Consider the following 26415-nt stretch of genomic DNA (forward strand, 5'->3'; position numbering starts at 1 on the left):
AATTTGCTGGTAATTTTATACCGATTCAATTAATGATTGCGAATAGAGACGTGCCATCGCACATCTCTACAACGTTATTGGAATTAACCAGATGGAGCTGCTTCCTCGAAGGGACGAATAATAGCAGGGGCTGGTGTGACTTCTGGTTTAAAGATTGCTTGCAATGCCTGTTCTAAGGTTTGTGTCATCACGATTCGGTTTTCATAAGCTACGACTACTCGCACCAGAGTGGGTAAGCTATTTTGTGTAGCTTCTAGATAGATTGGCTCGACATATAGTAAAGATTGCTCAATTGGAATTACGAGTAAATTGCCTTGAATTGCTCTAGAACCTTGACGATTCCACAGAGAAATTTGCTGCGAAATTACTGGGTCTTGGTTAATTCGCGCTTCTATTTGTTCTGTTCCATAAATCAGGCGTTCTTTGGGAAACGTATACAGCACTAACTTACCGTAGTTTTTGCCATCCGAGCGCGCTGCTAACCAAGCAATTAAATTAGTCCGTTGTTTGGGAGTGTAGGGCAAAAACAGAAGGAATTCTTCTCTACGAGAGGCTGCGCCAACATAGGGTACAGTGGGAAGGCTGGTAATTAAGTAATATGGCTCTACCGGACGAGCTTCGCTGCCATAAATTTCGTTAGGAATCTGCCATTGGTCTTCCCGGTTGTAAAATACTTGAGGATCAGTCATGTGGTAAGTCATCAACCGCTCAGATTGAATTTTGAAGAAGTCCACCGGATAGCGGATATGGCTTTGGAGATTTACCGCCATCGCACTCAGCGGTTTAAACATTTGGGGAAATATTGCTGACCAAGTGGCAATTATTGGATCACGAGTATCAGTGATATAAAAGTTAACAGTGCCATGATAGGCATCAACCACTACTTTGACAGAGTTACGAATGTAGTTGATGCCTTCGCTACCCGTATCTGAGTAGGGATAGTGATCGCTTGTTGTATAAGCATCGATAATCCAGTAAAGATAATTTTTATTCCCAGGAAACTCTTGATTATTATTAGAATTAGCATTGGCAGTAACTAAATAAGGGTCACTGTCAAATTGCAAAAAAGGTGCGATCGCTTGAATTCTTTGCTTGATATTACGCCGGAATAATAGCTTTGTCTCTGGCGAAAAGTCCCGCGTCAGTACCATCCGCCAGTCTCTTAAATATGTAGCAAATAGCCATCTTCGCCACCACAAACCAATTTGTACACCACCCACTCCTTCATAACTGTTGTATATATTGTCACTTCCGCTTGGATAGTCTAGCTCTCTAACTCTTGTACCAGTAACTACATAATTATTAGTAATTTCACCATAATAAATTCGTGGTTGCCCAATGGGAACACTATCACGAATCGCTGGACTAGAAGTTGTTAGAGTGCTATTTTCACCGCTAATATCTTTGACAAAGTATTCTGGTAGTCCACCCGCCCCGACTGTATTCACTGGGCTAACAGTAAACCCGAAACCGTGAGTATAAATTAAATGACGGTTAACCCAAGTTTGAGCCTCTTGTGGTACAGCAGTGTAGTCAAGTTCTCGTGCAGCTATAAGTACTTGTCGCCGTTGTGTTTCAACTGTTTCCTGCTCTGGTACTGGTGGCTTTTGGGGGGCAGTTCGTCGAGTTATATCTGTTTCCAGAGTATACCTATCTATATCAGCATCAGGGAACCGATAGTAAGGTCGAATTTGTTGCAATTGACGGTTAGTTTCTAATAGCGGTCGTTCATCCCACAAGCGAATATTGCGAATCGTTAGGTCATTAGCTTTGATATCAGCTTCAGTCAAAGTTCCTTTTGGATTGAAGGTTTTAACATCAATCGCTTCTAAATCAAATGCTTGTCGAGTTAAGGCGATAGTACGCTGAATGTAGGGTTGTTCCCGTTGCAATTCATTTGGCTGGACAATTAAATATTGCATTGCTTCGGGCAGAATAAAACCAGCTACTATCACCATTCCTAAATAAACCGCTAAGCCATAAAATACTAATTGCCGATATTTAGACTGGCGTCGCCAGAAAACTGTTCGCCAAAGTAGGTAAGTTGCGATCGCCACTGCTAAAACACACAAGACGGTATAAGTCGGCAATTGTGTTGTCACATCAGTGTAACTAGCACCATAACTTACTCCACGGCTGGAATAAACTAATTCATAACGACTAATCCAATAGCTGAGGGCAATTACCAGCATCAGCAAGCCACCCACACCGTACAAATGGCGTTGCTGCTGTGGTGAAAACCCTGGAAAAATTCCTTGACTGAGGCTGTCTGCGGATAAAAGATAAGTAAGGGCAACGCTAAGGAAAGTATATAAAAATAATCCCATCAGCCAGAATTCTAGTAGCTCCCAGACAGGTAGGGAAAATATATAGAAGCTGATGTCTTTTCCAAATAAAGGCTCAGTATTATTGAAAGGAGTATGGTGGAAATATTGCAACACTCTTGCCCAGTGCTGGGAAAGTATTAGCCCAAGCATGAGAGTGAACACAAATGCGATCGCTGTTAGTAAAAATTGAGGGTAAAGAAGAAGAGCGATCGCAACTCCTACAACCAAGCTGATATACCATACTTGGGAGATAATTTGTTTTCCCAATAGCCAAATTGTCTCTGGTCGGAACAATACGGGAATTGGTAAGTTAGCCTTGCTATCTGAATAATGCCAGTAAGAGAAAGCTATTTGTCCGTAGTGAACTAGCATTAAGCCAACTAACAAGCTCAATGCTAAAGCTATAGGTAACAACCAGCCTAATTTTAAAGGTTTAAAACGTTGGGCTTCAGATTTGCTTATTTCATCACGTCTTCGATACTGAGGACTAAGAAAGTTTTTGAGTTCGCTGCTGAGTTCTGCTTCCTCACGCCTGATTTCCTCAATTTTCAAAGATTTAGAATATTTTAGCCGTTGTGCTAACAAGAAGTTTCCCAATAAATAGGTAGCAGTTACACCCACCACCAGTACCCACAAAACACCACGAGTTTCCACCCGCAGCAGAAACACTTGTAAGTAGCCGACTTCCTGAAACCAGAGAATTTCTGCTCCTAGCCGGGAACCCAAATCCAAGAGTAACCACAGCCCTAAGAATACTATTAATACTCGAAAGCTCGATTTCCCAAACATTCCTTGGCAGCCAACTTAATATCTAACGCATTGGAGTATATCCGTTTCCTATGCCCTATTACTTATTATGGATTGGTCGTCCTGAAATTATTCAGCTCAATTAAAGCGATTTATAAAAAACCTAAACGCTATTGGCTGTAATTCGATTGCATCGACAAATACCCTTTTACTTTAAAAATGATACAAATATGCTGATAGGGACACGGCATTGTCGTGTCCCTACGAGAAATCTAATATGTATCAAGATTTAGTAGCGACTGTCTTAAAAGTCAAGCGATCGTTGATACTATAAAACTAATTTATAAAATTACTAGGCAAAATTAAGCCAAAATAACCGTACAAAAGTACTAAAAAAGCGTAAATACTAGAAAGTTAATAGAAATAGCTAGATAATAGGCTGAAAGCATTAATACTGTGTGTTTTTCTGTCCATTTTCATCGTAATAGCCACTCTGAAGATTTTTTTAAAATCGCCAATTGGTCAATATGTGAGTAATACTATCGACATACTATTGTTCAGAGAGTATAAGAATTTATTGTGAGTTCTAAGGAGTGGTGTAAGGATGGTTTCCCCTCTTGTGATTTTTAATTACCTTAGAGTAGATGTACTGTTAGCAAAGCTGAACTTTCTGGAATCAGTAATGCTTTGGGTTTCTCGTTCATCAGTATTATCTTTTACTTTAGGCATAGGAGTAGCAAGTGTAGCTTTGCTCAGTACAAGTTTCAGTAGCGCCACTGCTCAGCTCCCAGATGCACCAAATCAGATGCCTCTAGGTGAGAAAACAATCTCTCAGGTTAATGCACTGTTTGTCAACCCAAGTGTCGGAGATGACAATACAGGCAATGGCAGCGATCGCGCTCCCTTAAAAACCATTACGCAAGCACTGCGTAGAGCTAATGCCAATACTGTAATTATGCTCTCCCCAGGTAATTATACTGCCGAAACCGGAGAGGTATTCCCTTTAATACTAAAACCAAGTGTTTCTATTCAAGGAAACCCCAGCAACAAAGGCAAGGACATTACCATCCAAGGAGGCGGTGGCTACCTCAGCCGCAGCTTTGGTGGTCAAAACGTCACAATTGTCGGGGCTAAGCAAGCGGGATTGACTGGGGTAACAGTGACGAACTCCAATCCCCGTGGTTACGGATTGTGGATTGAATCTAGCAATCCGGTAGTGCAAGAAAATACCTTTACTGGCAGTACCCAAGATGGGATTTCCGTTAATGGTGACGCCGCCCCGACTATTAGCAAGAATTACTTTTATCGTAATGGAGCTAATGGAATCACAATTACTGGTAACTCTCGTGCCGAGGTGCGGGAAAATATCTTTCAACAAACAGGTTTTGGGATTAATATTGCCCAAAATGCTGCTCCAGTAATAGTAGGCAATCAAATACAACAAAATAGATCGGGAATTATAGTGCAAGCAAATGCCCGCCCGATTTTGCGAAATAATATTATTCAAACTAGTAAAGAAGATGGTTTAGTTGCGATCGCCAAAGCAATGCCAGATTTAGGTAGCGCATCTGAACCAGGGGGTAATGAATTTCGCGATAATGCTCGTTACGACATTAATGCCAGTGCTGCCAAGCAGGTGATTTCTGCTCCTGGCAATAACTTTGCTATTAATCGCATCAATGGCAAGGTAGATATCAACGGTAGTACAGCCCAAGTAGCCCAGAACTCTCAACCTGCTTCTGTCTCCAACGGAACTTTACAGGAAATAGCTCCTAATGAAGAAATTACCTTCTCTGCCTCAGAAATTTCTCCAACTACCAACAAACGCCCACTACCATTGCCTAGCAATAGCATTTCTCAAAATAACACTGCTGCACCATTAAACGCTAACCTGCTGCCATTAGTGCCAGCTAATGTTCGTAATTCCGTACCTCAATCAAACCAACCACAACCCACCCCTAGAGTTGCTGGTTTTCCTGTTCCTAGGAGCTTGGCAACTAGACAAACACAAGCTACTGCACAGGCAAACATAACACCTCAACCCGCAAACTCGTCTGATATGCCGCAGTTGAATTATGTGCGGATTGATCCCAACACGATTGAGTTTACAGCACCGCAGCCCCCAGCCAACGTAGCACAGACGCAAGTATCAACTAGAGGTGAGCAAGGGCAATCATTACCAATCCTAGAAACTCCTCCCCCAAACAACTCAGAACAGCAGGTTGAGAGAGAAATTAATCCTCCCTCAACAGCCTCACTTTTGCCAGTTCCCGATCGCAATCTCCCAAACGTGCCAGTTCCAGAAAGTTCTACAACTGTCGCCTATAGTAGAGATTTGCCGCCTGTTAGTACTAAACAGTTGGGCATCCGTTACCGTGTGGTAGTGCCATTGGTATCTGACAGAGACCAAGATTTAGTGCGATCGCTTGCCCCTGGTGCATTTTCCACAGTCTGGGAAGGTCAAAGAGTTATGCAAGCAGGAGTTTTTAGCAGTGAATATAATGCTACACAAATGCTCAGAACACTCACAAGCAAAGGTTTAAGAGCGATTATGGAGCCATTGAATTAAGTGAGAAAATCACCTAAATAGTAAAGACGTTGCAATGCAACGTCTTTACTGAAATTAATTGGATGAGTCTTGCTGTTTCGATGAACGGCGTTGTTTAATTTGCGCTCGCTGTTCTGGGGTCAGAATTGCTTGAGTTTGTTGTCTTTGATCTCGGAGAATTTGGCGAACTTGTTGTTTTTGTTCTGTTGAAAGATTAAGCGATCGCAATGCTCTCCATGATGTTTTATCTCTTCCCTGAGTCGCAGATTTATATTCTTCTTGCTGTTCAGGAGATAACAGAGCAAGTATTTTTGTTTGACTTTGCTCTCTTATCTGTTTCATTTGGGTTTTTTGCGCGTCAGTTAAATTAAGCCCTGACGTTCTCTCTGAGACTGGAGTTGTATCCGTCTGAGCTGGAGCAGAACTTGATGCATCTTCAGTAGAGTTATTTGGAGAATTTGCACCATTGAGCGAAGGTGATTGACAAGCCGCGGTGAAGATTGCGATCGCAACAGCACCTAAGAGAAGTTTCACATTAAATTTATACTTCATAGATTAATCTCCTAATATTTTTGGCTGTGTGAGTCACATATCAATTGCTTCTTTTAGCCTAAAAGTATTTTTATTTTTGTTGGAGAATTTTTACATTAAATAAGATATTCTTTAGATTCTCTACTGCTAGTATATGAGTATATATACAAAATTTTCTTCGGAAAAAAGTCACAAATAAAACATGACTTTAGTCATATTTTATTAAATTTTAAACCTAGGTAATTAAAGTTTACTAACAATAACTAAGCTATTCTAGAGTCAAAATTCAGTTAGGTATTTGAGTCCGACTAGATAAGGAGTATTGGTTAAAACATTATCTATTTATGGGCAAAAAATAAATAATGAGTCAGAATTCTGAATTTTATTTATTAAAAATATTTTTCAGCTATTTTGTTACCATCAAAAATTGACTTTTGAATAATTTATTCTCTGAAAATCCCTTTCCAAGTTGTTTAAGTAAGATTCTTTTCCATAAATAATTGATAACTTATAAATAAGGCTTATAAGTAAAAATATAATTAATTCTTATTACTTATAACTGTCTTAACTGTCTTAACTGTCCTTGCATCCTTGTTAAAAATCTGAGACTTTAAAAAGCATAAAGCATTATGTTATGCGTTCCAAGCAATTTGGAGAAGCTGAAATAATTCATTTATAAATAGCATCTGCCAAAGAGTAAATTCTCAAAAAATCAAAGAGGTAACTGATGAGTAATATCAAAGAAGTACTGCCTGCTTCAGAATTTCTGAAAAAGAATTTAGGAATTTCCTCAGCTCCGCTTGAAGCATACCTCAACTACGGATATGCACTACTCACTATTGCTGGAGCCGATGGAGAGGTTTCAGAAGCCGAACTTAATTGGTTACTAAATCATCAGCGCATGGCTGGCGCTCCTGAAGAAGCAATAGAGAAATACAAAACATTTGAATACAAAAATGCTGACTTAGAAAATTTGCTGAGTAAGATTACAGTTGATGTTCCTACTTGGTCGAAATCAAAATCATTGCTGTATCATGCAATTCAAATGGCTCGTGCCGATAAGGATTACTCACTTGAAGAGCAAAAAGCGGTAAAAAAAGCAGCTAAACTGCTGAAAGTTGAAGATGATATTGCGCTTGCTCTCAATAGATTGATAGAAACAGAAGAAGCAGTAACTGCATTACGTAAAGCGTTACTACAAACTGAGGTTTTAGCTTAATCGAAGGGCTTTGTATTACTTAAAAACGCTGGGTAGTCAAACGTAATTTCTGCTAGCTGATGGGGTGTCGCTGATTGGTCATAGACTATGAGTTATTGCTCAAAACATCAGAGACATTTATCTACTTTGCCATAACCCGTATTATGGTGAGGCAACTGGTATAAAAGTTGATTACTCAAAATTTTTCAAACACCCTCTTAAACATACCTTGTCCTAAAGGACACGCTACGCGAACCCAATTTTTTAGAACACTCATAGAATAGAGGTTTCGGGCTATAGGTTTAAAACCTGATTTAAAAGCCCGAAATTTTTGCTGTCTAAAAAATTTAGCTTTTTTATCTAGCTTTAATCCTTTTCACTTTAAGGTTGGTACAAATAGCAGGGAGAAGAATTAGAGACTAATTATTTGTATTAAATACTTTGTGAAATTGTATGACCTTTGACACGGCGAGTTCTAAATTAATTTTTACAAGAAAACTTGATATATATTAATTTTCAACCAATAAATCCTTTGCCGATTCGGCATCAAAGTAATTTTTAAATAATAAAAAGGCAGGATTACCTGCCACGATGTGAATCAACGTACTTATTTTAAATATTGCATACAATATTGACGTAGCCATTACAAAATTGTGACGAAAATGCGACTTAATAACGTGCTGTATTTGTAGAATTGACCAGAACCATACTCAAGTAAACTGACGCCTTGATTCTGCGATAAAACTCCTAAGAGAGTTCCCAAAATAGGAAAGAATTTGGAACTTTCTGCGCTATTGTGACGTTAAAGCTAATCTTGGCAATAGACGAGTGGTAAACGCTATTCGCCAGACATCGCTTTGAGTTTTGATGTGAAAGACTCAGAGCGATCGCTTTTTTCTGGGGTAAATTGTCCAATTGGGGGATGAGTAGCTGCTGGTGGCAGCAGTTTTGTCCGTTTAGGCGGGATTTGTCTTGGGGTAGACAATAGACTTTCGTGTGAAGTTAGCCGTGGGCTGACATTAGACACAGGCTGACGCGTAGCTGAAGCTGTAATGCCCCGATGTTTGTTGTCCTCGCTTCCCTGCATCTTCTCTTCTTGCGCTAAAGATGTCTTCTGTTCTGCACTCACGAGTTGTAGAGTTGGCGCATTATTTTGTCGATAGTTATTGCCAACTTTCGCAGGTGGTAATTGCAGACTACTCGCTTTCTCAACAGTGGGGTTTTGCTTGGCAGGCGGTAGGGCTGGTGTAGACGATGAGGTTAAGCTTTGGGGAAACTTGCTACAAATCAGGCGTTCAAATTCCATATTGAAATGAAATATCGTTTGACCCCGCCGTTGCCAAAATACTAAAATTTGCTGTACAGAAACTGCTTTGTAACGGCCTTGATACAATGCCTCAATCACTGCTAGGTGTAACCAATCAACCGGGTATTGAGTTTGCCAACGATCTACTAACTCATTGGCAGTATACCCGCTGAGGTCAAAACTATAGTGAATTAATAAGGCGATCGCCAATTCGGCGCAGGTAGCTGAGGGATTTAGGGCTTTTATTAACATGGGGCTATTAGCTTTAGGCAATAGGTCTAAATTGTCTAGCCATCGCATATAGCCTAACGTGCTTTTGACTACATGGTTATTTTCCCAGAGTCGCAAAGTTGATAGGCAGTGTTTTTCATTTTACTTGCCAACTGCTGAGATGCAAGAATATATAGCAGAATTCAGGAGTCAGAAGTAGAGACGCGATTTATCGCGTCTGTGCAGAATTCAGGAGTAGAGACGCGATAAATCGCGTCTGTGCAGGAGTCAGAATTCGGAACCAACACGGGCTTTTGGCTTGGCTTTGAGACTGAGGTTGGATACTTCACCTAATTGAAGTCTGCTATATAGGATGATTTGATGGCAGGTGTTCGCTTAATGGCAACTAATGCTTGATAAACCATTGCCGCGACTTCGGCGCGTGTTGCCTCGCGAGAAGGTGCAAGCAGCTTGGGGTCTGGATAATTGACCACAATTTTTTGTTGTGTAGCAGTGGACACGGCTGTTCGGGCATAGTCGGGAATGGCATTTTGATCGCTATACCCTGCCAAAGCGTCGCTATCAACTGCTGATAGTCCTAACCCGTTGACTAGAGAGACAAGCACCTGTAATCGTTGCACATTTTGATCGGGGCGGTAAGTGCGATCGCTAAATCCGCCGACAAAGCCACCGCTAGCGGCGATTTGGATGGCGTTATAAGCCCAAAATTTCTTGGGTACATCCGTAAAATCTGGGGCTGTGCGCTTGGGAGTGGGGTTAAAAGCAACCGCCACTAAAGCCGCATACTGGGCGCGAGTCATCGGTTTATCTGGCTGATAGCTGCCATCGGCAAAACCATGAGTTAAATCCATACTCACTAATGCCCGAATAAAGGGTTCTGCCCAGTGTCCTACAAGGTCGGTAAACGAGGGAATATCAACATCAGGATTCACTATATAGGGGGAGATGATTGCACTTTCCTTGCCACTGGCGACTAATGCTTGATAAATTAATGCCGCCACCTCGGCGCGGGTGATGTCTCGCAGTGGTTCAAGTTGTTCTGTTTGCGGATAATTTACCACTAGGAGTTTTTGGGTAGCAACTGCTAGAGCATTGCTGGCATAACTGGGAATTTGAGCGCGATCGCGATATACAGTTAATACATTTGGATTACCTCCACTGAGTTTTAAGCCATTCACAATAGATACTATTGCCTGAATTCTAGTCAAATTCTGCCCCGGTCGAAATGTCCCATCGGGAAAGCCGCTGATAAAACCCATATTTGCGGCATTCAAGATAGCTGAAGCTGCCCAAAAATCGGGTTTAATATCCGTAAAGGTACGCTGTTGATTGGTAGTAGAGAGTTGAAAAGTCTTAGTAATCAAAGCAGCATATTGAGCGCGGGTAATTGGGGCTTCTGGTTGAAAAGTGCCATCAGGAAAGCCGCTAATCAAGCCTTTATTCACCAATGCTTCTACAAAAGCTGTAGCCCAATGCCCATCTAGGTCAGGAAAATTAGTACTAACTGCTACTCGACTAGGAATATCTGCCGTAGCTGCAATAAATTCTACCAGCCCTTTGACCTGAGTAGGATTAACTTCGTTGCCTACAGAAACCAATTTTTGAGATGTGGCATTTTGCAAATCAAATTCGCCACTATCACGAAAGACATTGTTGGCGGGATCTTGGGTGTTACCCAAGTCTGGGACTGCATTTCCATTGACTAATAGACCACCTTGCGTATTTTTGACAATAAGATTCTGACGCAGTACAGGACGGGCGTCTCGCGAGAGAGCGATCGCCGTCCGGTTTTCTGATAGTTTATTATTGGCAATCAAAGGAGCGGCAAAGTCACTGATTGCTATGCCCAAAGAATTCTTTTGAAAAACGTTCCGCAGTACTTCCCCTTTGCTATTACGTGCCATCATCAAACCACTAGAAGCGTTTTGCGAAAACACATTATCCCGAATTGCAGGCTTGGCATTGCCTGTTGTAAATACACCTTCTCGCGCACAGTTTAAAAATGTATTGTTAGCCAAAGTAGGTGCAGCCGATTCAATCCAAACACCAGTGCCTTTTATGACAGAATTTGTCACAGTCACACCCAAGAGACTGGCATTCCCTTGCAAAACTAACGTGATCTTTTGTGTACCAAAAGTAGGACTCTGATACTCACCACTTCCGGTAATCACAATTCCTGCACCTTTTTTAGCTTCGTTACCCACCACCGTCACCCCAGCAGGGATGATTAGGGGAAACACTTCACCAGTAGTGGCTTTGTAAATCCCGGATGCTAGCTGAATAATCGCGGGCGGTTTGGTAGCTTTTAAGGCACGGGTGAGGCTTTTAAAAGGACTCAAGCGTGAACCAGGATTGTCATCATTCCCCGTAACGAGGTTGACATAGAGTGTGGCAACGAGGGTAGAGTTCACCATTGATAGTCGAGAGTCAATTGTTTAAATTATGACAATCATCAATGACACTACTTGTAACAGATTTTTTCCAAGTAGTATCTCTGTGTATAGAAAATATATCCGCCTTACATCTTCCCGCAAGCGGCGACTCTGTACACACAAGTTATAGACTCTTATGCAACATTCTGAGTTCTAATCTCGAAATTCCGAGTTCTAATCTTAAAATTCCGAGTTCTAATCTCGAAATTCCGAGTTCTAATCTTGAAATTCCGAGTTCTAATCTTGAAGTTCCGAGTTCCAATCTTGAAATTCCGAGTTCCAATCTCGAAGTTCCGAGTTTCAATCTCGAAATTCCGGGTTTCAATCTCGAAATTCCGAGTTCCAATCTCGAAGTTCTGAGTTCCAATCTTGAAATTCCGAGTTCTGAAAGTAATTGCCTTACTTCCCTTGGGAATACTTACATTTAGATAACCTAGCGTGAGTTCGATGAACCTCTCCCTCCCAGCCTCCCTCTCCGAAACGGAAAGGGAGGAGCAATGAAAAATTAAGCTTTTTTCTCCCCTCTCCGTGTCGGAGAGGGGCTGGGGGAGAGGTCAAATAAGACTTGTCGAACTCACGTTAGCCTAAAGGAGTATTGAAAATGGCAGATAATCGGATCAGTGCTAATCTTTCCCAAACAGATCGTGAAGTGGTAATGCAGGCGATCGCTACTATTAGAGAGAAGTTACCATTTTTGATTGACTTGACCCCAGAAGAACGAAGATACTTACCTAAACTAGGTGACAAAAGCCGAGCATTTGTAACTAAAGCATTGGAAGTAGCAGCCCAAAACCCGGACTTTTTGCCGAGGTCATTTGATGTGGATGAAATGCGCCGGGATGTAGAATTATTTGAGGCATTGTATCCAGTATTACTGTCTCTCACACAACTACAAGAACTCGTGGATGATACATTTATTGCAACTGGTAGCGAAGCTTATACAGCTGCCTTGGCAGTTTATAACTATGCCAAGGTTAGTGGTAATATCACAGGCTTAGATGCAGTGATTGATGACATGGGGCGCAGGTTTACCCGTAAACCTCGGAAAACTCAGCCGCAAGCCAGCATTATCAGCGACGAAAATAACTCGGTGATTCAGCCTTAGAACCCGCGCGTGTAAAGACGTTGCATGGCAACGTCTCTATAAATTGAACCATGTTGAGAGCGATCGCATCACAGCATCTCTTTGGGGTTTTAAAAGAAGGGTTTAAGCTTGCTATTCTGGTATTGTGTCCCTAGTTACGTTGTCTTCGCTAAAACCAAACTACAAACGGCATATACTCCTCAACTTTTCGTTGACAGAGTACTAGGCAATAAGGGGTAAATTTCAGTTCTGAGTTTGGCATTCCGAGTTTTTAACTCGGTTTTTTGGATTTTAAGCGTAGTATTCTAGGTTCCAAACTCGAAAAATTCTTACAATACAGTTATTAACACCTAATACTGAAATAGTTCTTTGAGAATCTGCTCTGGGCAACAAGCATAGACGCTTGGAATAGACCTTATAAATCGGATTCACAAGCCACTATGGATATCTTGCTTTCTTATACTCGAACTTTATTACCAATTTACCGAACAGATATAGTCAATTTAACTGTGCCGATGCAATCTCAGCAAGGTTTGATCCATGAGTCAGCTTTCCTCCGATAAGTCAAAAAGCAACAGCACTACCACTGGTTCTGAAGCTTACAATGCTCAAGTCACTGCCAACAGTAATTCCCAGGGTATTGTCGATAGGCGTATGACAAAGCTCAACAGTTCCTCAAACCTTGCACCCCAGCAGCAAGGGAGTTTAAAGTCTAAAGCAATCGGTTGGGCGATCGCCTTCACCATGCTCCCAGTTGTGACAATTGGGATAGCTTGTTACTTTGGCAGTCAGTCTATTACTCGGCAGATCACTCAAGCTAAACAAGCAGGTTCGGCGGATCTGACACAAGTTGAACTTGCACTAGACAAACACCGCTCATCCCTGTTGCTTGAGACTGCACTGATAGCTGTGGGATCAGGGGCGCTAGCCACTTTTTTAATCAATCGTGTGACTCGTCGAGTTTTGTCTGCTGCCAATATTTCTAACGCTTTAGTCAACAGACTAGATCGGGAGGAAGTGAGGACTCTGACTCCAATTGTTGGCAAAGATGAACTAGTTGCTTTAGAAACAAACATCAACCTGCTACAAAATCTTTTGCCTGAGCAAAGCTGGCAACAAGAAGTTGAAGCTGAACTATCCCAGTTATTAATACACATAACTCGTCGCATTCAGGAATCACTTTCTCAAGAAGATGTCCTAAGAACGACTGTTGAAGAAGTCCGCAAAGCTTTTAGAATAGACCGCGTGGTCATCTTTCGCTTTGAGTCCAATGGCAGTGGAACCTTTGTGGAAGAAGCAGTAGCACCCGGTTTACCGAAGACTTTGTGGGCGACTATTTCCGATCCCTGTTTTGAAGTGGGGTATGTCGAACAGTACCGAAATGGTCGTGTCCGAGCAATTAATGATATTTATCAAGCTAACCTTAAAGATTGTCACATCGGTTTATTAGAGCGATTTGCAGTCAAAGCAAATTTAATCGCGCCCATTCTCAAAGATGGCAAACTATTCAGCTTACTAATTGGGCATCAGTGTTCTGCACCTCGTGTTTGGCAACAGTCTGAGATTGATTTGTTCGCTCAAATCGCCGCGCAAGTAGGATTTGCTCTCGACCATGCCAGGCTTGTAGAACAGATAGCCGCAAGAGGCGACCAAGCCCAATTAATTATAGATATTACCCGCCGCATTCGGGGATCACTCAACGAAGAAGATGTCCTTAAAACGACTGTCAACGAAATTCGCAAAGCGATCGCTACAGACCGAGTATTAATTTATGGCTTTGACAAAGACTGGTATGGCACAGTGATTGCTGAAGCAGTGCTTCCAGGTTTTCCCAAAGCATTGCGAGCCAACATCAAAGACCCTTGTTTTGCCGAAGGCTATGTTGAACAGTACCAAGCGGGTAGAGTCCGAGCAACCAACAATATTTATAAAGCGGGATTAAGTGCTTGCCACATCAGCCAACTCGAACCTTTTGCCGTCAAAGCAAATCTGGTTGCACCGATTCTCAAAGACGACAAGTTGTTTGGCTTACTGGTTGCTCATCACTGTTCTGCACCTCGCGAGTGGCAGCAGTTGGAAATTGATTTGTTTGCTCAGTTAGCCATGCAGGTGGGATTTGCTCTCGACCATGCGAGGCTACTGCAACGCATTGATAATGAAGGGATGCGAACTCAGTTAATAGCGGATATTACCCGCCGGATTCGGGGATCACTCAACGAAGAAGATGTTCTTAAAAGTACTGTTAACGAAATTCGTAAAGCGATCGCCACAGACCGAGTAATGGTTTATGGCTTTGACAAGGACTGGTATGGCACAGTGATTGCTGAAGCAGTACTTCCAGGTTTTCCGAAAGCATTACGAGCCAACATCAAAGACCCTTGTTTTGCCGAAGGCTATGTTGAGCAGTACCAAGCAGGTCGAGTCCAAGCAACCAACAATATCTATGAGGCGGGATTGAGTGCTTGCCACATCAGTCAACTCGAACCTTTTGCCGTTAAAGCAAATCTGGTTGCACCAATTCTCAAAGACGACAAGTTATTCGGCTTACTGATTGCTCACAACTGCTCTGCACCTCGCGAGTGGCAGCAGTGGGAAATTGATTTGTTTGCTCAGTTAGCTATGCAGGTGGGATTTGCTCTTGATCATGCTAGGCTGCTAAACCAAGTAGAACAGGCTTATGTATCTGTAGAATCTGCTTATCAAGAGCAGCACCAACAAAAAGCAGCGCTCCAGCATCAAGTCTCAGAACTTTTGCGGGATAGTGAAACTATTGGGGAAACTCTCACCTCTTGGACACAGAGCCAGATGCAGTCGGTGACATCTACCTACAATCAAATTCAAGCATTGGCTAATTCATCTCAAGAAATGCTCTTTTGTGTCGAACAAACTGAACGCCAAGAGCAAAAACTCAATCAGATAGTAGAAGACGGGCAAGAGGGAATCAATCAGATTGTAGACAGCATTGCTGCGATTCGGGCAACAGCCACGGAAGTTGCCGCCAGAGTCAAGCGCTTAGAGCAGCCTTCCCAGAAGCTCTTTCAAGGAGTAAGCCTGATTGGTCAAGTGACATCACAAATAAAGTTTGATGCCATGAAAGTCGCCCTAGAAGCAGCCCGGACTGGCAACACAGGTCAAGAGTTTGCGGTAATAGCTGAGAAACTTTTGTCACAAGTACAGCAGTTGGATATCGACATTGCAGAAATTCAATCCTTGGTTGCCGAAATTTACACAGCAAATAACGCAGTCGTGGCATTAATTGAGGCAGAACAGGAAGAAGCGATCGCTCTGACTCAAGGAGTAGAAGAAACTCAGCAAAAACTCAATCAAATTAACGCCATTGGTATTCAGGTGAACGCACTGATTGAAGAATTAACCCAAGGGGCTGCAAACCAAATCGAAACTTCAACCGCAGCCAATCAATCTATTTTGGAGGTTGCAAGTATTGCTAACCAGATATCAGAGCAAGCTGTGACAGTAGCTAGAGACTTAGCTAAGTTGACAGCAATGGCGCAAGAGCAGGAGTAGAAGGCACAGGGACAGGAAATGCTCACGAGTATCAAAGCTAGTAGTGGCGTAACCGGGCTAATTTAGTGCATAAAACATCAAGACAATTTTCTTTTCTTTCTCTCTGTGTTGCGCCAGTTGCTACAACGGGGAGAACCCCCGCAACGCACTGGCTTCTCTGCGCCTCTGCGGTTTATTAATCCACCATTTTAATCTTGTGATGCCACTATATTAATTTTATTTTTACTTTATAAATGACCTCTTACTCTGCTTCTGGTGACAATACTCTAAGTATTTTTGGCATAGCTTGTCTACCAAGGCATAGGTGCTAAACTCCAGATTAGACCAATTTAATTAATAATTGCAACACATCCTTGGATGAAGACGCGATGAATCGCGTCTCTACAAATAGTCTATTTGTCACATTCTTTTTTCAAATTGGTATTAAATCTACCCTACATAAAATTAACCAGAAAGAAACTGCTAGTACTAGCAGTTTCTTGTTTTAAATGAAATTATTTAAATATTTTCGAGAACTCTTTCTTTATCTAGTTGTAAAAAGTGTTTAACGATTATGTCTATACTCTCTGCTAATAGTTTTAGTTCGCTCCATTATTTGCTTAAATATTAATAAATGTTTGACGTGTTAAGCATGGCTTAATATAGGAAGTTTTTATCGTACCTGCTAAACTTTTGACAACCACAGGATAATTATAAATTTTATCTCTTGGATTTACTATATTTTCTGTTATAAATTTATCTACTCCTGTCTTAAACCAGTTAAAAATAAAAATTCAATCATATCGACGGCATGATTAATATAACTTTTATAATTATTTTTAAATGAATTAATTGTTAAGTCTCTTTCTTCAATACTGCTCGAACATGGGATAATTGGTTATATGCCTTGCTGTTGCGTTCTTTGGAGTACATCTAGTATCTGTCTAATAAAATTAATTGTTTCTGTGAACTATGAAACCTAAAGAATATAGTAATTCGTATTTTGATGAAAGCACTAACGGGGTTGTTGTAATGGTTGAGCCATACAGCCAAAAAGAGCAAATACAGCAAGTTGTTTACCGGATATTAGACGCCAATTTAGACCGCGCTCGTGAGGGGTTGCGAATTATCGAGGAATGGTGTCGCTTTGGTTTGAATAATGCCCAGTTGTCTCTGGAATGTAAGCATCTGCGTCAAGAGTTAGCCAAGTGGCATACCTCTGAACTGCGGGCGGCCCGTGATACCCCAGGCGATCCTGGGACTGAGCTAACCCATCCCCAAGAAGAACAACGAGCTAGCATTAAATCGTTGTTGCAAGCAAACTTTGGGCGTACAGAAGAAGCGCTGCGGGTGCTAGAAGAGTATGGCAAGCTTTACAACTTAAATATGGCAAAAGCTTGTAAACAGATGCGCTATCAGGTTTATACCCTCGAAAGTAGTTTATTGGGTCATCAGCGCCATCAATTGTTGTGGCGATCGCGTTTGTATCTGGTTACCTCCCCTAGTGAAAATTTGTTGAACACTGTCGAAGCTGCACTCAAGGGTGGATTAACGCTTTTACAGTACCGCGAGAAAACTGCCGATGATTCTATTCGTTTAGAACAAGCCAGAAAACTACGGCAGTTATGCCATGCATATGGCGCTTTGTTCATCATCAATGATCGGGTAGATTTGGCTTTAGCGGTAGATGCAGATGGGGTGCATTTGGGACAGCAAGATATGCCTATTGCCACAGCCCGCCAATTACTCGGTTCACAACGCTTGGTAGGTCTATCTACCACAAATCCAGAAGAAATGCAAGGAGCAATTGCTCAAGACGTAGATTATATCGGTGTAGGGCCAGTTTATGAAACTCCTACGAAAGTAGGTAAGGCAGCAACAGGTTTAGAATATGTGAATTATGCGGCCAAAAATTGCCCAATTCCCTGGTTTGCGATTGGGGGCATAGATGCAAATAATGTTAATGATGTAATCGATGCAGGTGCAGAACGTGTAGCAGTAGTGCGATCGCTCATGCAAGCTGAACAGCCCACTCTTGTAACACAGTATTTCCTCTCCCAACTCAATCGGGTTAAACCGGAACCTTTATAATTCAAAATTCAAAGTTGTTTAAGAAAAATACCTTTTTCAACGTCCCAGTCCCTATGTCTAATGAGATTAACTTTCAAGTAAATGGGGAAACCCAGAGATGCTTAGATCAAACTCCTTTGCCCGACTTACTTCAACAGTTGGGTTTCAATCCTCGCTTGGTAGCGGTTGAGTATAACGGCGAAATTTTACATCGCCAGTTTTGGGAGCAAACAAATGTGCAGCAAGGCGATCGCTTAGAAGTTGTCACTATAGTCGGCGGGGGATGAAGAGGATAACTAATAATGGGCTGCGCCCCGCTACGCTAACCTAATTCGTAATTATGGTTAAGGATTAGGTGCGTTTCTATATGCCCAGTAACCAGTCCCCCAATTTAATATACAGAACGGTGCAGAGTTTTACGCTTGGCTAATTCTTTACCTTTGTGACCTAGTTTTTCACGTAACTGTCGGTCTTGACACAACCGATTGAAAGCTTGAAAAACTTCATAGCCAGAATTGGGATTAACCAGTATCCCGTTCTCTTCGTGCTGAACTGCATCTAGAACACCGCCTAAGCGCGGGGCAATTACAGGCTTACCAAAGTAACTTGCTTCTAAGTAAACGATACCAAAACCCTCCATACTTTGAGCTTTGCTATCTAACACAGTCAGCATTGCAAATATGTCACAGGCTGCATAGTAGCCTGCTAATTCGCGATCGGATACATATCCAGCAAAGTGGACTCGCTTATCTACCCGCAAGCGATTTGCTAAAGATTTCAACTCCGGTTCACAAGGCCCTTGACCACAGAGTATATAGTGAACATCGACGCCAATAGTCAGCAGTAGTGGGATATTATCAATTACTCGGTCAAAGTTTTTATGTTTTACCAACTTTCCGACTGAGAGAATCACTATTGCTGTTTCTGGAATATTGTAAGTCTGGCGCACGCAGACACGTAAATCATCTAGATTACTTGGATTCGCCGCCTTGCCAAATTTTTCTGGTCTAATTGCTGGGTTAATGACGTGGGTTGGAGTATTTAATCGGAAAGTAGTTCTGAGATAATCTCGTGTATGGGAACTGTTGCAAACAATCCCTTCGGCTCGTTTGAGTGTCAATTTAAATAGCGATCGCAACAGGGGATTACGTAAAGCGCAAACAATATCATTACCATGCAGATAGATAAAAAAACGAATAGGTAGAAAATAGCTTAATAACAATAGTGAAGGAAATTCATAGCCGTGGCCCCACTCTATATATCGGTAGTGATAGCGAAAATAGAGTTTAATTGCTAGTACAAATGACCAGATTATATTGAGGATAGGTTTCAGAAGACTCCCCATAAAACCACTACACCAGTATCTAGAATAAGGCCAGCGATATACAGGAAACTGTTGAGCTTGGTCAAAGACTTTATCTCCTGAGCAACCAGATGCTAGCACAATTACTCGCTTTGGGTCTTGGAGACATCGATTATAAATATATTCTCCAATTGCAGCTTCTTTCGGTAGAAAGAGCCGAGATATCACTAAGATATCTGGGTATGCAGTTTTCTCTCTGATTTGTGTTGTCAGTTGAGAAATATGTTCCATGATAAAGTTAATAACTACACTTCAAATAATTTTTATTTTCTTCCTAGTGTCAATTTATTAAAAAACTAGTGCTAATTGACTACTACTTGTAAGCGCTGATAACCTCTACCAATTGTAGTTTATTGGCTGAATTTTATATTTAATTAATCTTTATTCTTGATTGCTTACTCCTTTAGTATAACCAATGAATTAACTGTTAAAAAAATGAATGATAAAGTTACTGTTTTCATCCTTGTAATTAATTTTATTTGAAAAAGTTTATTTGCTATAAGGAAAAATTATCTATTTTTATATCTTTTTAAATTACTTAAAATAGACTATTTACTACTAATAGGATAGTCCATAAAGTCGAAAATCGCTAGATATAGCTTTTATAACTACAGGTATTCTACTGTGTATGAAATTTGAGTTAAGTAAATACAGAAGAGTCACTAATCATAATTTATAACATTAACCAAAAATAAATTTTCAAATTTACTGATTTTATTTTTAGTTTCAAATCATCAAAAAAACTTTTACATGAAAAAAAATTTATCAAAGTTAATTAAATTTAAAGTGAATTTACTAGCGCGAAAGTTTGAATTTTAGCTGCTAATAATAGAATATCGTAAATACCATAGACTAGTATGCCAAAATGGCAAAAATTTTAGATATTTGAGGCATATTCAATAATTTATCTGCTCTTCTCAAACGCTAACTATAGAATTAAATACAGCCAAAGAATGATTGAGAATAGCTAATATTAGAAGTACTGCTGAAATGATAGGGGATTAAATATAGAAACTTTGTGTGACGTAAAAGTAATTTTACAGAGAATCGAGTATCAAGATGTAGCTTATACAAAATAGTTACTGTTGAGCCCTAACAATAACTACTGTAATTTTAACTACTAACTACTCTAAGAGAACACAAGTTTCCCAAAAGCCTGATTATTTTGCCACTCCACATAAATTTTGCTTGAAGATTATGAGTGGTAAATGCACAATTTACAAATAAAGACTAAGCTTTATCAGCCATGATAACTAAAATTCTTTCCCTGCATCAAGGTGAAGCATATCTTACTAGCATAAAAAAAAACAGTCAAAATAATCACAAAAAATAAAATCATTTGTATAATCCAAGACTATGGTCTGAAAGTGCGACATTCAAAACATAGCTGTAATAAATTTTTCTTACAGGTGGTGCAGTACATATGATGTGGAAATAATTAATAGATCCCAAAGTTCTATGATTGAAGAGGTGTTTTGAGGTACGGTTATCTACTCAAGAAATCCCCCCTGAGATCGCTGTCTACCCAAGATAAGACGCGGTAGATTGAATATGTAGCCTAACAAAACTGCCAATCTAAAGCTCGCTTGCTTGTTACGGGCCGGCGTCATCTACGCACCGCAAAACTCCCTGCTAGATGGGGGAAATCATAACCAATACCGTTTTTCAAGCGACCGTATGTATTATGCGTAAAAAACTACAACAAACCATCAAACCTCTGTTAAAACCTTTCTTTGTCCTTAGCCTAGTGTTAGCTTTGGCGTTTAGTCACGCTGATGGCGCATTAGCTGCTAGTGGTGGTCGGATCGGTGGGGGTTCTTTCAGAGTTCCTTCTAGCCGTTCTTACACACCGCGTACTTATGCGCCTCCGGGTGGTGGTGGGTACTATGCACCTTATCCTGGTGGCGGCGGCTTTGGCTTTCCTTTCCTACTTCCCTTCTGGGGTATTGGAGGAGGCTTTGGCGGTCTGTTTACCATCTTAATTTTCTTTGCGATCGCTAACTTCCTGGTACAAAGTTTCCGTCGTGTCTCTAGCGGTGGTGAAACCGAAGACGTAAACTACGGCAGTAATCCTTCTGTTTCTGTAACTCGTTTACAAGTAGGTTTGTTAGCTCAGGCTCGTGATTTGCAACCCGAACTCAACCGCATTGCTGAAACTGCTGATACCAACTCCCCAGAGGGGAGAGCAGAAATTTTGCAAGAAGCTAGTCTAGCTTTACTCCGTCATCCTGAATATTGGGTATATGCAGGCGGCGGAACCCAACAAGCGAAATTAAATTCAGCTGAATCTCAGTTCAACCGCTTATCACTGGCAGAACGCAGCAAGTTTAGCGAAGAAACTCTTACTAATGTTAACAACCAGCTCAAAGCAGCCCTTAATAAAGAAGCTTTGCCTCCTGCTGGTGAACTTGATAACCCCACTCGTTTAATTAGCGAAGGCCCTGGCGAATACATTATTGTCACCTTACTAGCAGCTACACTGGGTAAGTTTGACATCCCAACTGCCATTAACAGTGCTGATGAATTGCGTCAAGCTTTGCGGCAAATTGGTAGCATTCCTAGCGATAGACTCCTAGCACTTGAAGTGCTTTGGACTCCGCAAGCTGAAGGTGATACTCTCACATCTGATGATGTGTTAGCAGAATATCCTGATTTGAGACTTGTATAAGCACCTAGAATTTTAAAACAAAGACACAAAGTTTTATCTTTGTGTCTTTGTTTTTTATGCAAGTAATTTTATCTGTGAGGTATTGGCTCAAATATTAACTCTCAAAATTATGTCTGATAAACTAAATGTTTTTCCCGGACAAACTTCTGCTGCTGCGCCTAATTTCACAAATCCAGAATTTTCGTAAAATGATATGGCTGCGAGATTAGGATAATTAGTATATACCCAAAGTTGTTTAAATCCAAAGTCTAATGCATATTCTTTTAAGTTATTCATCATAATTTTGCCCCAGCCTTGCCGCCGATGTTTTGGACGTAAACCAAACCATCCTATCCAAACAATATCAGGCGGACTATCAACTAGCTGGTAAAGACCCATTACACCTATTGTTTCTGTTTCTAGCTTTGCTAGATAAACTTGCCAAAAAGTCAGTGATTGATCACGTTTGCCAATTCCGCACCACTGGAGCATATGTAGATGGAATTTCTCCCCAAATTCTAATTCTTTTAAAAGAGGAATAAAGTCTACTATGTCTGTAGTTTGGATTATTTTTAGAGAATTGATTGCTGTTTGATTAAGGTTATGCATAATTCTTTTGTTCTGCTTCGTACAGCAACTAGAAAAACGCTTGCCATCAGACACGCAGTTTATTTGAAATTTTAAATTTATTATACTTCTTCATTATTAATTTTATCTTACCAAATTCACAATTAAAAGTCAATTAGAATTTAAACAAAAGTACTAAGAAAAAACTTTACTCTTATTAAAGTTAGTTTAACTAGATGATTTAGGAAAAATTTAGAGACTGCTTCTAATCCACCAGCTGATTTTATTTAAATTAGGATGTATTTCTGTCCAAAAAATTGCTGATGGGTCTGCTTCTTTTATGGCTGCGAGTATTTTATCTATGCCCTCAAAATTTTTCTGAATTACGTGTTTATCTAGCTTAGGGATATCTAACTTTAAATATTTCAGGCGGTTAGGTAACTCTACTTTATCTTTTACTGTTGGGAAGTTAGAAATTTTTTCAACTTGTTCTAAAATTTTATCTATTGATGCGATCGCTTCTGCCAAAGTTGGCTTTTTAGCTTTTATTTGTAAATCTTTTTCTGCAAAATTTTCCTCTTGCTGTTCTAACTTTACTCTCACTATCTTAACTAAGAACATATTATAATCAATCTCGATTACTTCACCCAGTTGATTGTGGTATTCTCCATCATTGATGATGAGTACTATATCTCCTTTCTCAATTTTTTCTTTCACCATACTTACTATCTATTCTCTACATTAAATTATTAAATAATCTCTGCTGGGGAAAACACTACTCGAAAACCACATATCCTTAACCCACCGTCTGACTCATTCCAGCTACGGCTGGCGCTGCGACAAAGTTCAGCGCTAAAACTCCAAGAACCACCGCGTAGCACCCGACGATGTACATCACCACCTATTTCCCAAGCTGTTCCATCTGATGGTGCATCTTTATAATTGTTGTGCCACGGATCGGCACACCATTCCCAAACTAAGCCGTGCATATCGTACAATCCAAAGGCGTTCGCTACTTCAAAACTGCCGACATTTGTCGTTTCTTTACGATATCTGCTTTTTGGTTCAATAGCATCGTTGCTGCTACAGCTTACTAAGTCAGAAGTAACCGTTTCGCCAAAGTGGAAGGATGTAGTGGTTCCAGCACGACAAGCATATTCCCATTCGGCTTCACTGGGTAAACGATAGTCACGTCCGGTTTTTTCCGACAGCCTTACACAGAATTCGACAGCCTCATGCCAAGATACATTTTCTACTGGGCGATCTAAACCTTTAAATTTAGATGGATGAGGATTTAAGGTTTGTTTCACTTTCGGTAAAGCTGCAACAGCTTTCCATTGTGCTTGAGTTACAGGGAATTTACCCATAAAAAAGGGTTTGATTGTGACTTTGTGTTGAGGACGTTCGTCAGCATCTCCTTCAAAGTCTGGTGAACCCATCATAAAAGTACCGCCGGGAATCGATACCATCTCTAGTGTAATGGTCTTGTTCAATTCTTCAGCAAAAAATTCTGCACTGCGGCGATCGCGGTTTACTTCTCTCCCAGCTGTGTCTACTGTCACTATGTCAAATTCAAAGGTTTCTAAGTCTGGTAATGGGACTATTACTTTTGCTGGTGGAGGCACTAATATCGATTTAGGAAGTGAGACAATTTTTAGGGCAATAGGTTCACTAGTTAATTTTGTAGATTTTAAATCGTTAATAACTTCTACAGCAGTTTGATACCTTTCGCTGGGAAAATGCTTCAGTAATTTATCTAAAATTATTCTTAATTCTTCACTGATATTAATACCTTTTCTCTGTAAATATTCATGCCACAACCATTTAGCATTCATCGCATCATAAAGAGGGTCATGAATCCGTCCGTGAGCATCTTGTAAAGGTAAACATTGAGTTAAAAGACGCACGCAAGTTACGCCCAAAGCGTATAAATCACTGGCATGACAAGCAAACCCAGCCATTTGTTCAGTTGGGGCATAACCAAGTGTATAAATTACTGTAGATTGTCTTCCTACAGTGGCTTGGGTTACTTGTTTCGCACCACCAAAATCAATTAATACAGGTTTTTCATCACCGATACGGCGAATAATATTTTCTGGTTTAATATCCCGATGGATAACGTTATGAGTATGAATAAATTCCAGAACTGGTAATAAATCAGCTAAAAGTTCGCGTATTTCTGCTTCGCCATAAGTTTGTTGTTGAAGTTCTTGTAAAAGAGTTTGTCCTTGAATAAATTCTTGCACGAGATATAAGCTAGAACCTTGTTCAAAGTAAGCCAGCAATCTGGGGATTTGGGTATGATTTTCTCCCAGTTCATACAACCGAAAAGCCTCTTCTTTGAAAAATTCTGCTGCTTTGGTACGTTGTCCTGTTCCCTGAACTTGGGGAAAAAATTGCTTGATGACGCAAGGTGCATTTAGTCTATCTGCATCTTCTGAGGCATAAGTTCTACTGAATCCGCCTTCACCTAATAGTTCCAATACACGGTAGCGGTTTCTGAGAAGTTTGCCAAAGTTGCTTTGTCCGCAACTTATGCAAAATCTATTGCCATCAGCATTGAATGGATTTGAGCAATTGGGATTTTGGCAGATTTGCATAATGAAAGGGAAATAGCATCTTTTCCAAAGTTAGCCCCAACATTATCTATTTGAAAACAGTTATGTAGAGAAGCGAACACGGATGTTTATTTATGTATTTAAAACTTCCTTCATTACGAGGGCAGGAAGATGAAGAAATTTTATATATCTGTTTATCTATACTGGGTTGGTTATAAATATAAGTAGATATGAATACAATAATTTACACCCTATAAAAAATAATATTCGAGACGTTTAATTATGTCAAGATAAACCGATTAGGTTCATGAAAAATATATTTTTAAAATGATTAATTATTTTATACCAAAAGTTTTTTTGACTAAGATGAGTGATCAGAAGTTTGAGTATGTTTATAAGTAGATAAAATTTTATTACTCAGTAGTAGAGAAAGAGTATTTTTTTAGTTTTTATTCTCTCCAGAAGCGCGAATAAACTCAGCTACCAAAGCAGCGATCGCTGATACTGAAATTAGCATGACGCTAAGAGCATTAATATCAGGTTTTACGCCTGTTCTAATGCGACTAAAAATTTCCATTGGTAATGTGTTATAACCGCTACCAGCAGTGAAACTGGCGATGAGAAAATCATCTAAGCTCAGGACAAAAGCTAACAGACAACCTGCGATAATTCCAGGCATCAATTGCGGTAACAATACTTTAATAAAGGCTTGGGTTGGTGTTGCTCCTAAATCGAGTGCTGCTTCTTCTAAGTGAGGATCTAAGTTCGTAAGTCGGGAAGAAACTACAAGTCCAACGTAGGCAAGACAAAATACTATATGAGCCGCGACGATTGTCCACAAACTCAGAGGAACTGCAAATGCTGCTAGACATACTAAAGTAGCTACTGCGATCGCAATATCAGGAATAATCAATGGGAGATAAGCAACACCGCGATACAAGTTCTTCAACGGAAATTGATAACGCGCCAACCCCACCGCCATCAAGGTTCCCAGCACTGCGGAAATGCTGACTGCACAACCAGCAACTATCAAACTGTTTTTCAAAGCGGATAAAATGCGATCGTCACTGAATAACTTGCCATACCAATCGAGGGTAAACCCTTGCCAAGTTGCACTGTAAGGCGATTGATTGAAGCTATAGAAGGCAAGTACCAGTATAGGTAGGTACATGAACACAAATATCAATAGTGAGAAAACCGCCTGCCATGCGACACGCGGTTTTTTGAGTGATGGAGAGCTATTCACGTTTATTTAGCTTTTGCTAATTTAAGCCAACATATATCACATTTAATAAAAAAAGT

Annotated in this window: 16 protein-coding genes; 7 read left to right on the forward strand and 9 right to left on the reverse strand. The window is 40.5% G+C overall.

The features are described from left to right. Positions 1-83: 83 nt before the first annotated feature. Entirely contained in the window at positions 84-3116 is a 3033-nt protein-coding gene (locus tag WKK05_RS35570; RefSeq protein WP_341527655.1) for a UPF0182 family protein, read from the reverse strand. 562 nt (positions 3117-3678) lie between these two features. Here WKK05_RS35570 and WKK05_RS35575 point away from each other — a divergent pair. Further along, positions 3679-5643, forward strand: a complete 1965-nt coding sequence (locus WKK05_RS35575; protein WP_341527656.1) for a DUF1565 domain-containing protein — start codon at positions 3679-3681, stop codon at positions 5641-5643. 54 nt (positions 5644-5697) lie between these two features. Here the strand turns inward: WKK05_RS35575 and WKK05_RS35580 are convergent, their stop codons facing one another. Further along, a complete protein-coding gene (locus WKK05_RS35580) occupies positions 5698-6174 on the reverse strand; it encodes a Spy/CpxP family protein refolding chaperone (RefSeq protein ID WP_341527657.1) in 477 nt (158 codons plus the stop codon). 706 nt (positions 6175-6880) lie between these two features. On the opposite strand from WKK05_RS35580, the gene WKK05_RS35585 reads away from it, so the two are divergent. Beyond that, positions 6881-7372 carry a TerB family tellurite resistance protein gene (locus tag WKK05_RS35585; RefSeq protein WP_341527658.1) on the forward strand — a complete coding sequence of 164 codons (492 nt, stop codon included), beginning with the start codon at positions 6881-6883 and terminating at the stop codon, positions 7370-7372. 817 nt (positions 7373-8189) lie between these two features. Here the strand turns inward: WKK05_RS35585 and WKK05_RS35590 are convergent. Next, positions 8190-8957, reverse strand: coding sequence for a hypothetical protein (locus WKK05_RS35590; RefSeq protein ID WP_341527659.1), 768 nt, complete (start codon positions 8955-8957; stop codon positions 8190-8192). Between the two features lie 260 nt (positions 8958-9217). Next, complete coding sequence (locus WKK05_RS35595; protein WP_341527660.1) at positions 9218-11302, reverse strand: S-layer homology domain-containing protein; 2085 nt, start codon at positions 11300-11302, stop codon at positions 9218-9220. Between the two features lie 619 nt (positions 11303-11921). Between WKK05_RS35595 and WKK05_RS35600 the strand changes: the two genes are divergently transcribed. From WKK05_RS35600 to thiS, 4 genes are all read left to right on the forward strand, one after another. Further along, the gene (locus WKK05_RS35600) at positions 11922-12425 is read left to right on the forward strand and encodes a hypothetical protein (RefSeq protein ID WP_341527661.1); all 504 of its coding nucleotides are present in this window, start codon (positions 11922-11924) and stop codon (positions 12423-12425) included. Positions 12426-12944: 519 nt separating this feature from the next. Continuing rightward, positions 12945-15929, forward strand: a complete 2985-nt coding sequence (locus WKK05_RS35605) for a GAF domain-containing protein (protein WP_341527662.1) — start codon at positions 12945-12947, stop codon at positions 15927-15929. A 951-nt stretch (positions 15930-16880) separates the two neighbouring features. Beyond that, complete coding sequence (locus WKK05_RS35610; protein WP_341527663.1) at positions 16881-17999, forward strand: thiamine phosphate synthase; 1119 nt, start codon at positions 16881-16883, stop codon at positions 17997-17999. 53 nt (positions 18000-18052) lie between these two features. Further along, positions 18053-18265 (forward strand): sulfur carrier protein ThiS, encoded by a 213-nt coding sequence (gene thiS, locus WKK05_RS35615; protein WP_341527664.1) that lies wholly within the window; start codon positions 18053-18055, stop codon positions 18263-18265. Between the two features lie 104 nt (positions 18266-18369). On the opposite strand, the gene WKK05_RS35620 is transcribed toward thiS, so the two are convergent. Further along, positions 18370-19572, reverse strand: a complete 1203-nt coding sequence (locus WKK05_RS35620) for a glycosyltransferase family 4 protein (RefSeq protein ID WP_341527665.1) — start codon at positions 19570-19572, stop codon at positions 18370-18372. A gap of 1453 nt (positions 19573-21025) precedes the next feature. Here WKK05_RS35620 and WKK05_RS35625 point away from each other — a divergent pair. Then, on the forward strand, positions 21026-22009 hold the full coding sequence (locus tag WKK05_RS35625; protein ID WP_341527666.1) for a DUF1517 domain-containing protein: 984 nt from the start codon (positions 21026-21028) through the stop codon (positions 22007-22009). Positions 22010-22096: 87 nt separating this feature from the next. On the opposite strand, the gene WKK05_RS35630 is transcribed toward WKK05_RS35625, so the two are convergent. From WKK05_RS35630 to WKK05_RS35645, 4 genes are all read right to left on the reverse strand, one after another. Then, positions 22097-22597: a GNAT family N-acetyltransferase gene (locus WKK05_RS35630; protein ID WP_341527667.1), complete on the reverse strand. Its 501-nt coding sequence runs from the start codon at positions 22595-22597 to the stop codon at positions 22097-22099. 210 nt (positions 22598-22807) lie between these two features. Continuing rightward, positions 22808-23275, reverse strand: a complete 468-nt coding sequence (locus WKK05_RS35635; RefSeq protein WP_341527668.1) for a hypothetical protein — start codon at positions 23273-23275, stop codon at positions 22808-22810. A 29-nt stretch (positions 23276-23304) separates the two neighbouring features. Further along, the gene (locus tag WKK05_RS35640; protein WP_341527669.1) at positions 23305-25155 is read right to left on the reverse strand and encodes a bifunctional serine/threonine-protein kinase/formylglycine-generating enzyme family protein; all 1851 of its coding nucleotides are present in this window, start codon (positions 25153-25155) and stop codon (positions 23305-23307) included. Positions 25156-25555: 400 nt separating this feature from the next. Then, the gene (locus WKK05_RS35645; protein WP_341527670.1) at positions 25556-26359 is read right to left on the reverse strand and encodes an ABC transporter permease; all 804 of its coding nucleotides are present in this window, start codon (positions 26357-26359) and stop codon (positions 25556-25558) included. Between the last annotated feature and the right edge of the window lie 56 nt (positions 26360-26415).

The sequence above is a fragment of the Nostoc sp. UHCC 0302 genome (genome assembly GCF_038096175.1).
Taxonomy (GTDB): Bacteria; Cyanobacteriota; Cyanobacteriia; order Cyanobacteriales; family Nostocaceae; genus UHCC-0302.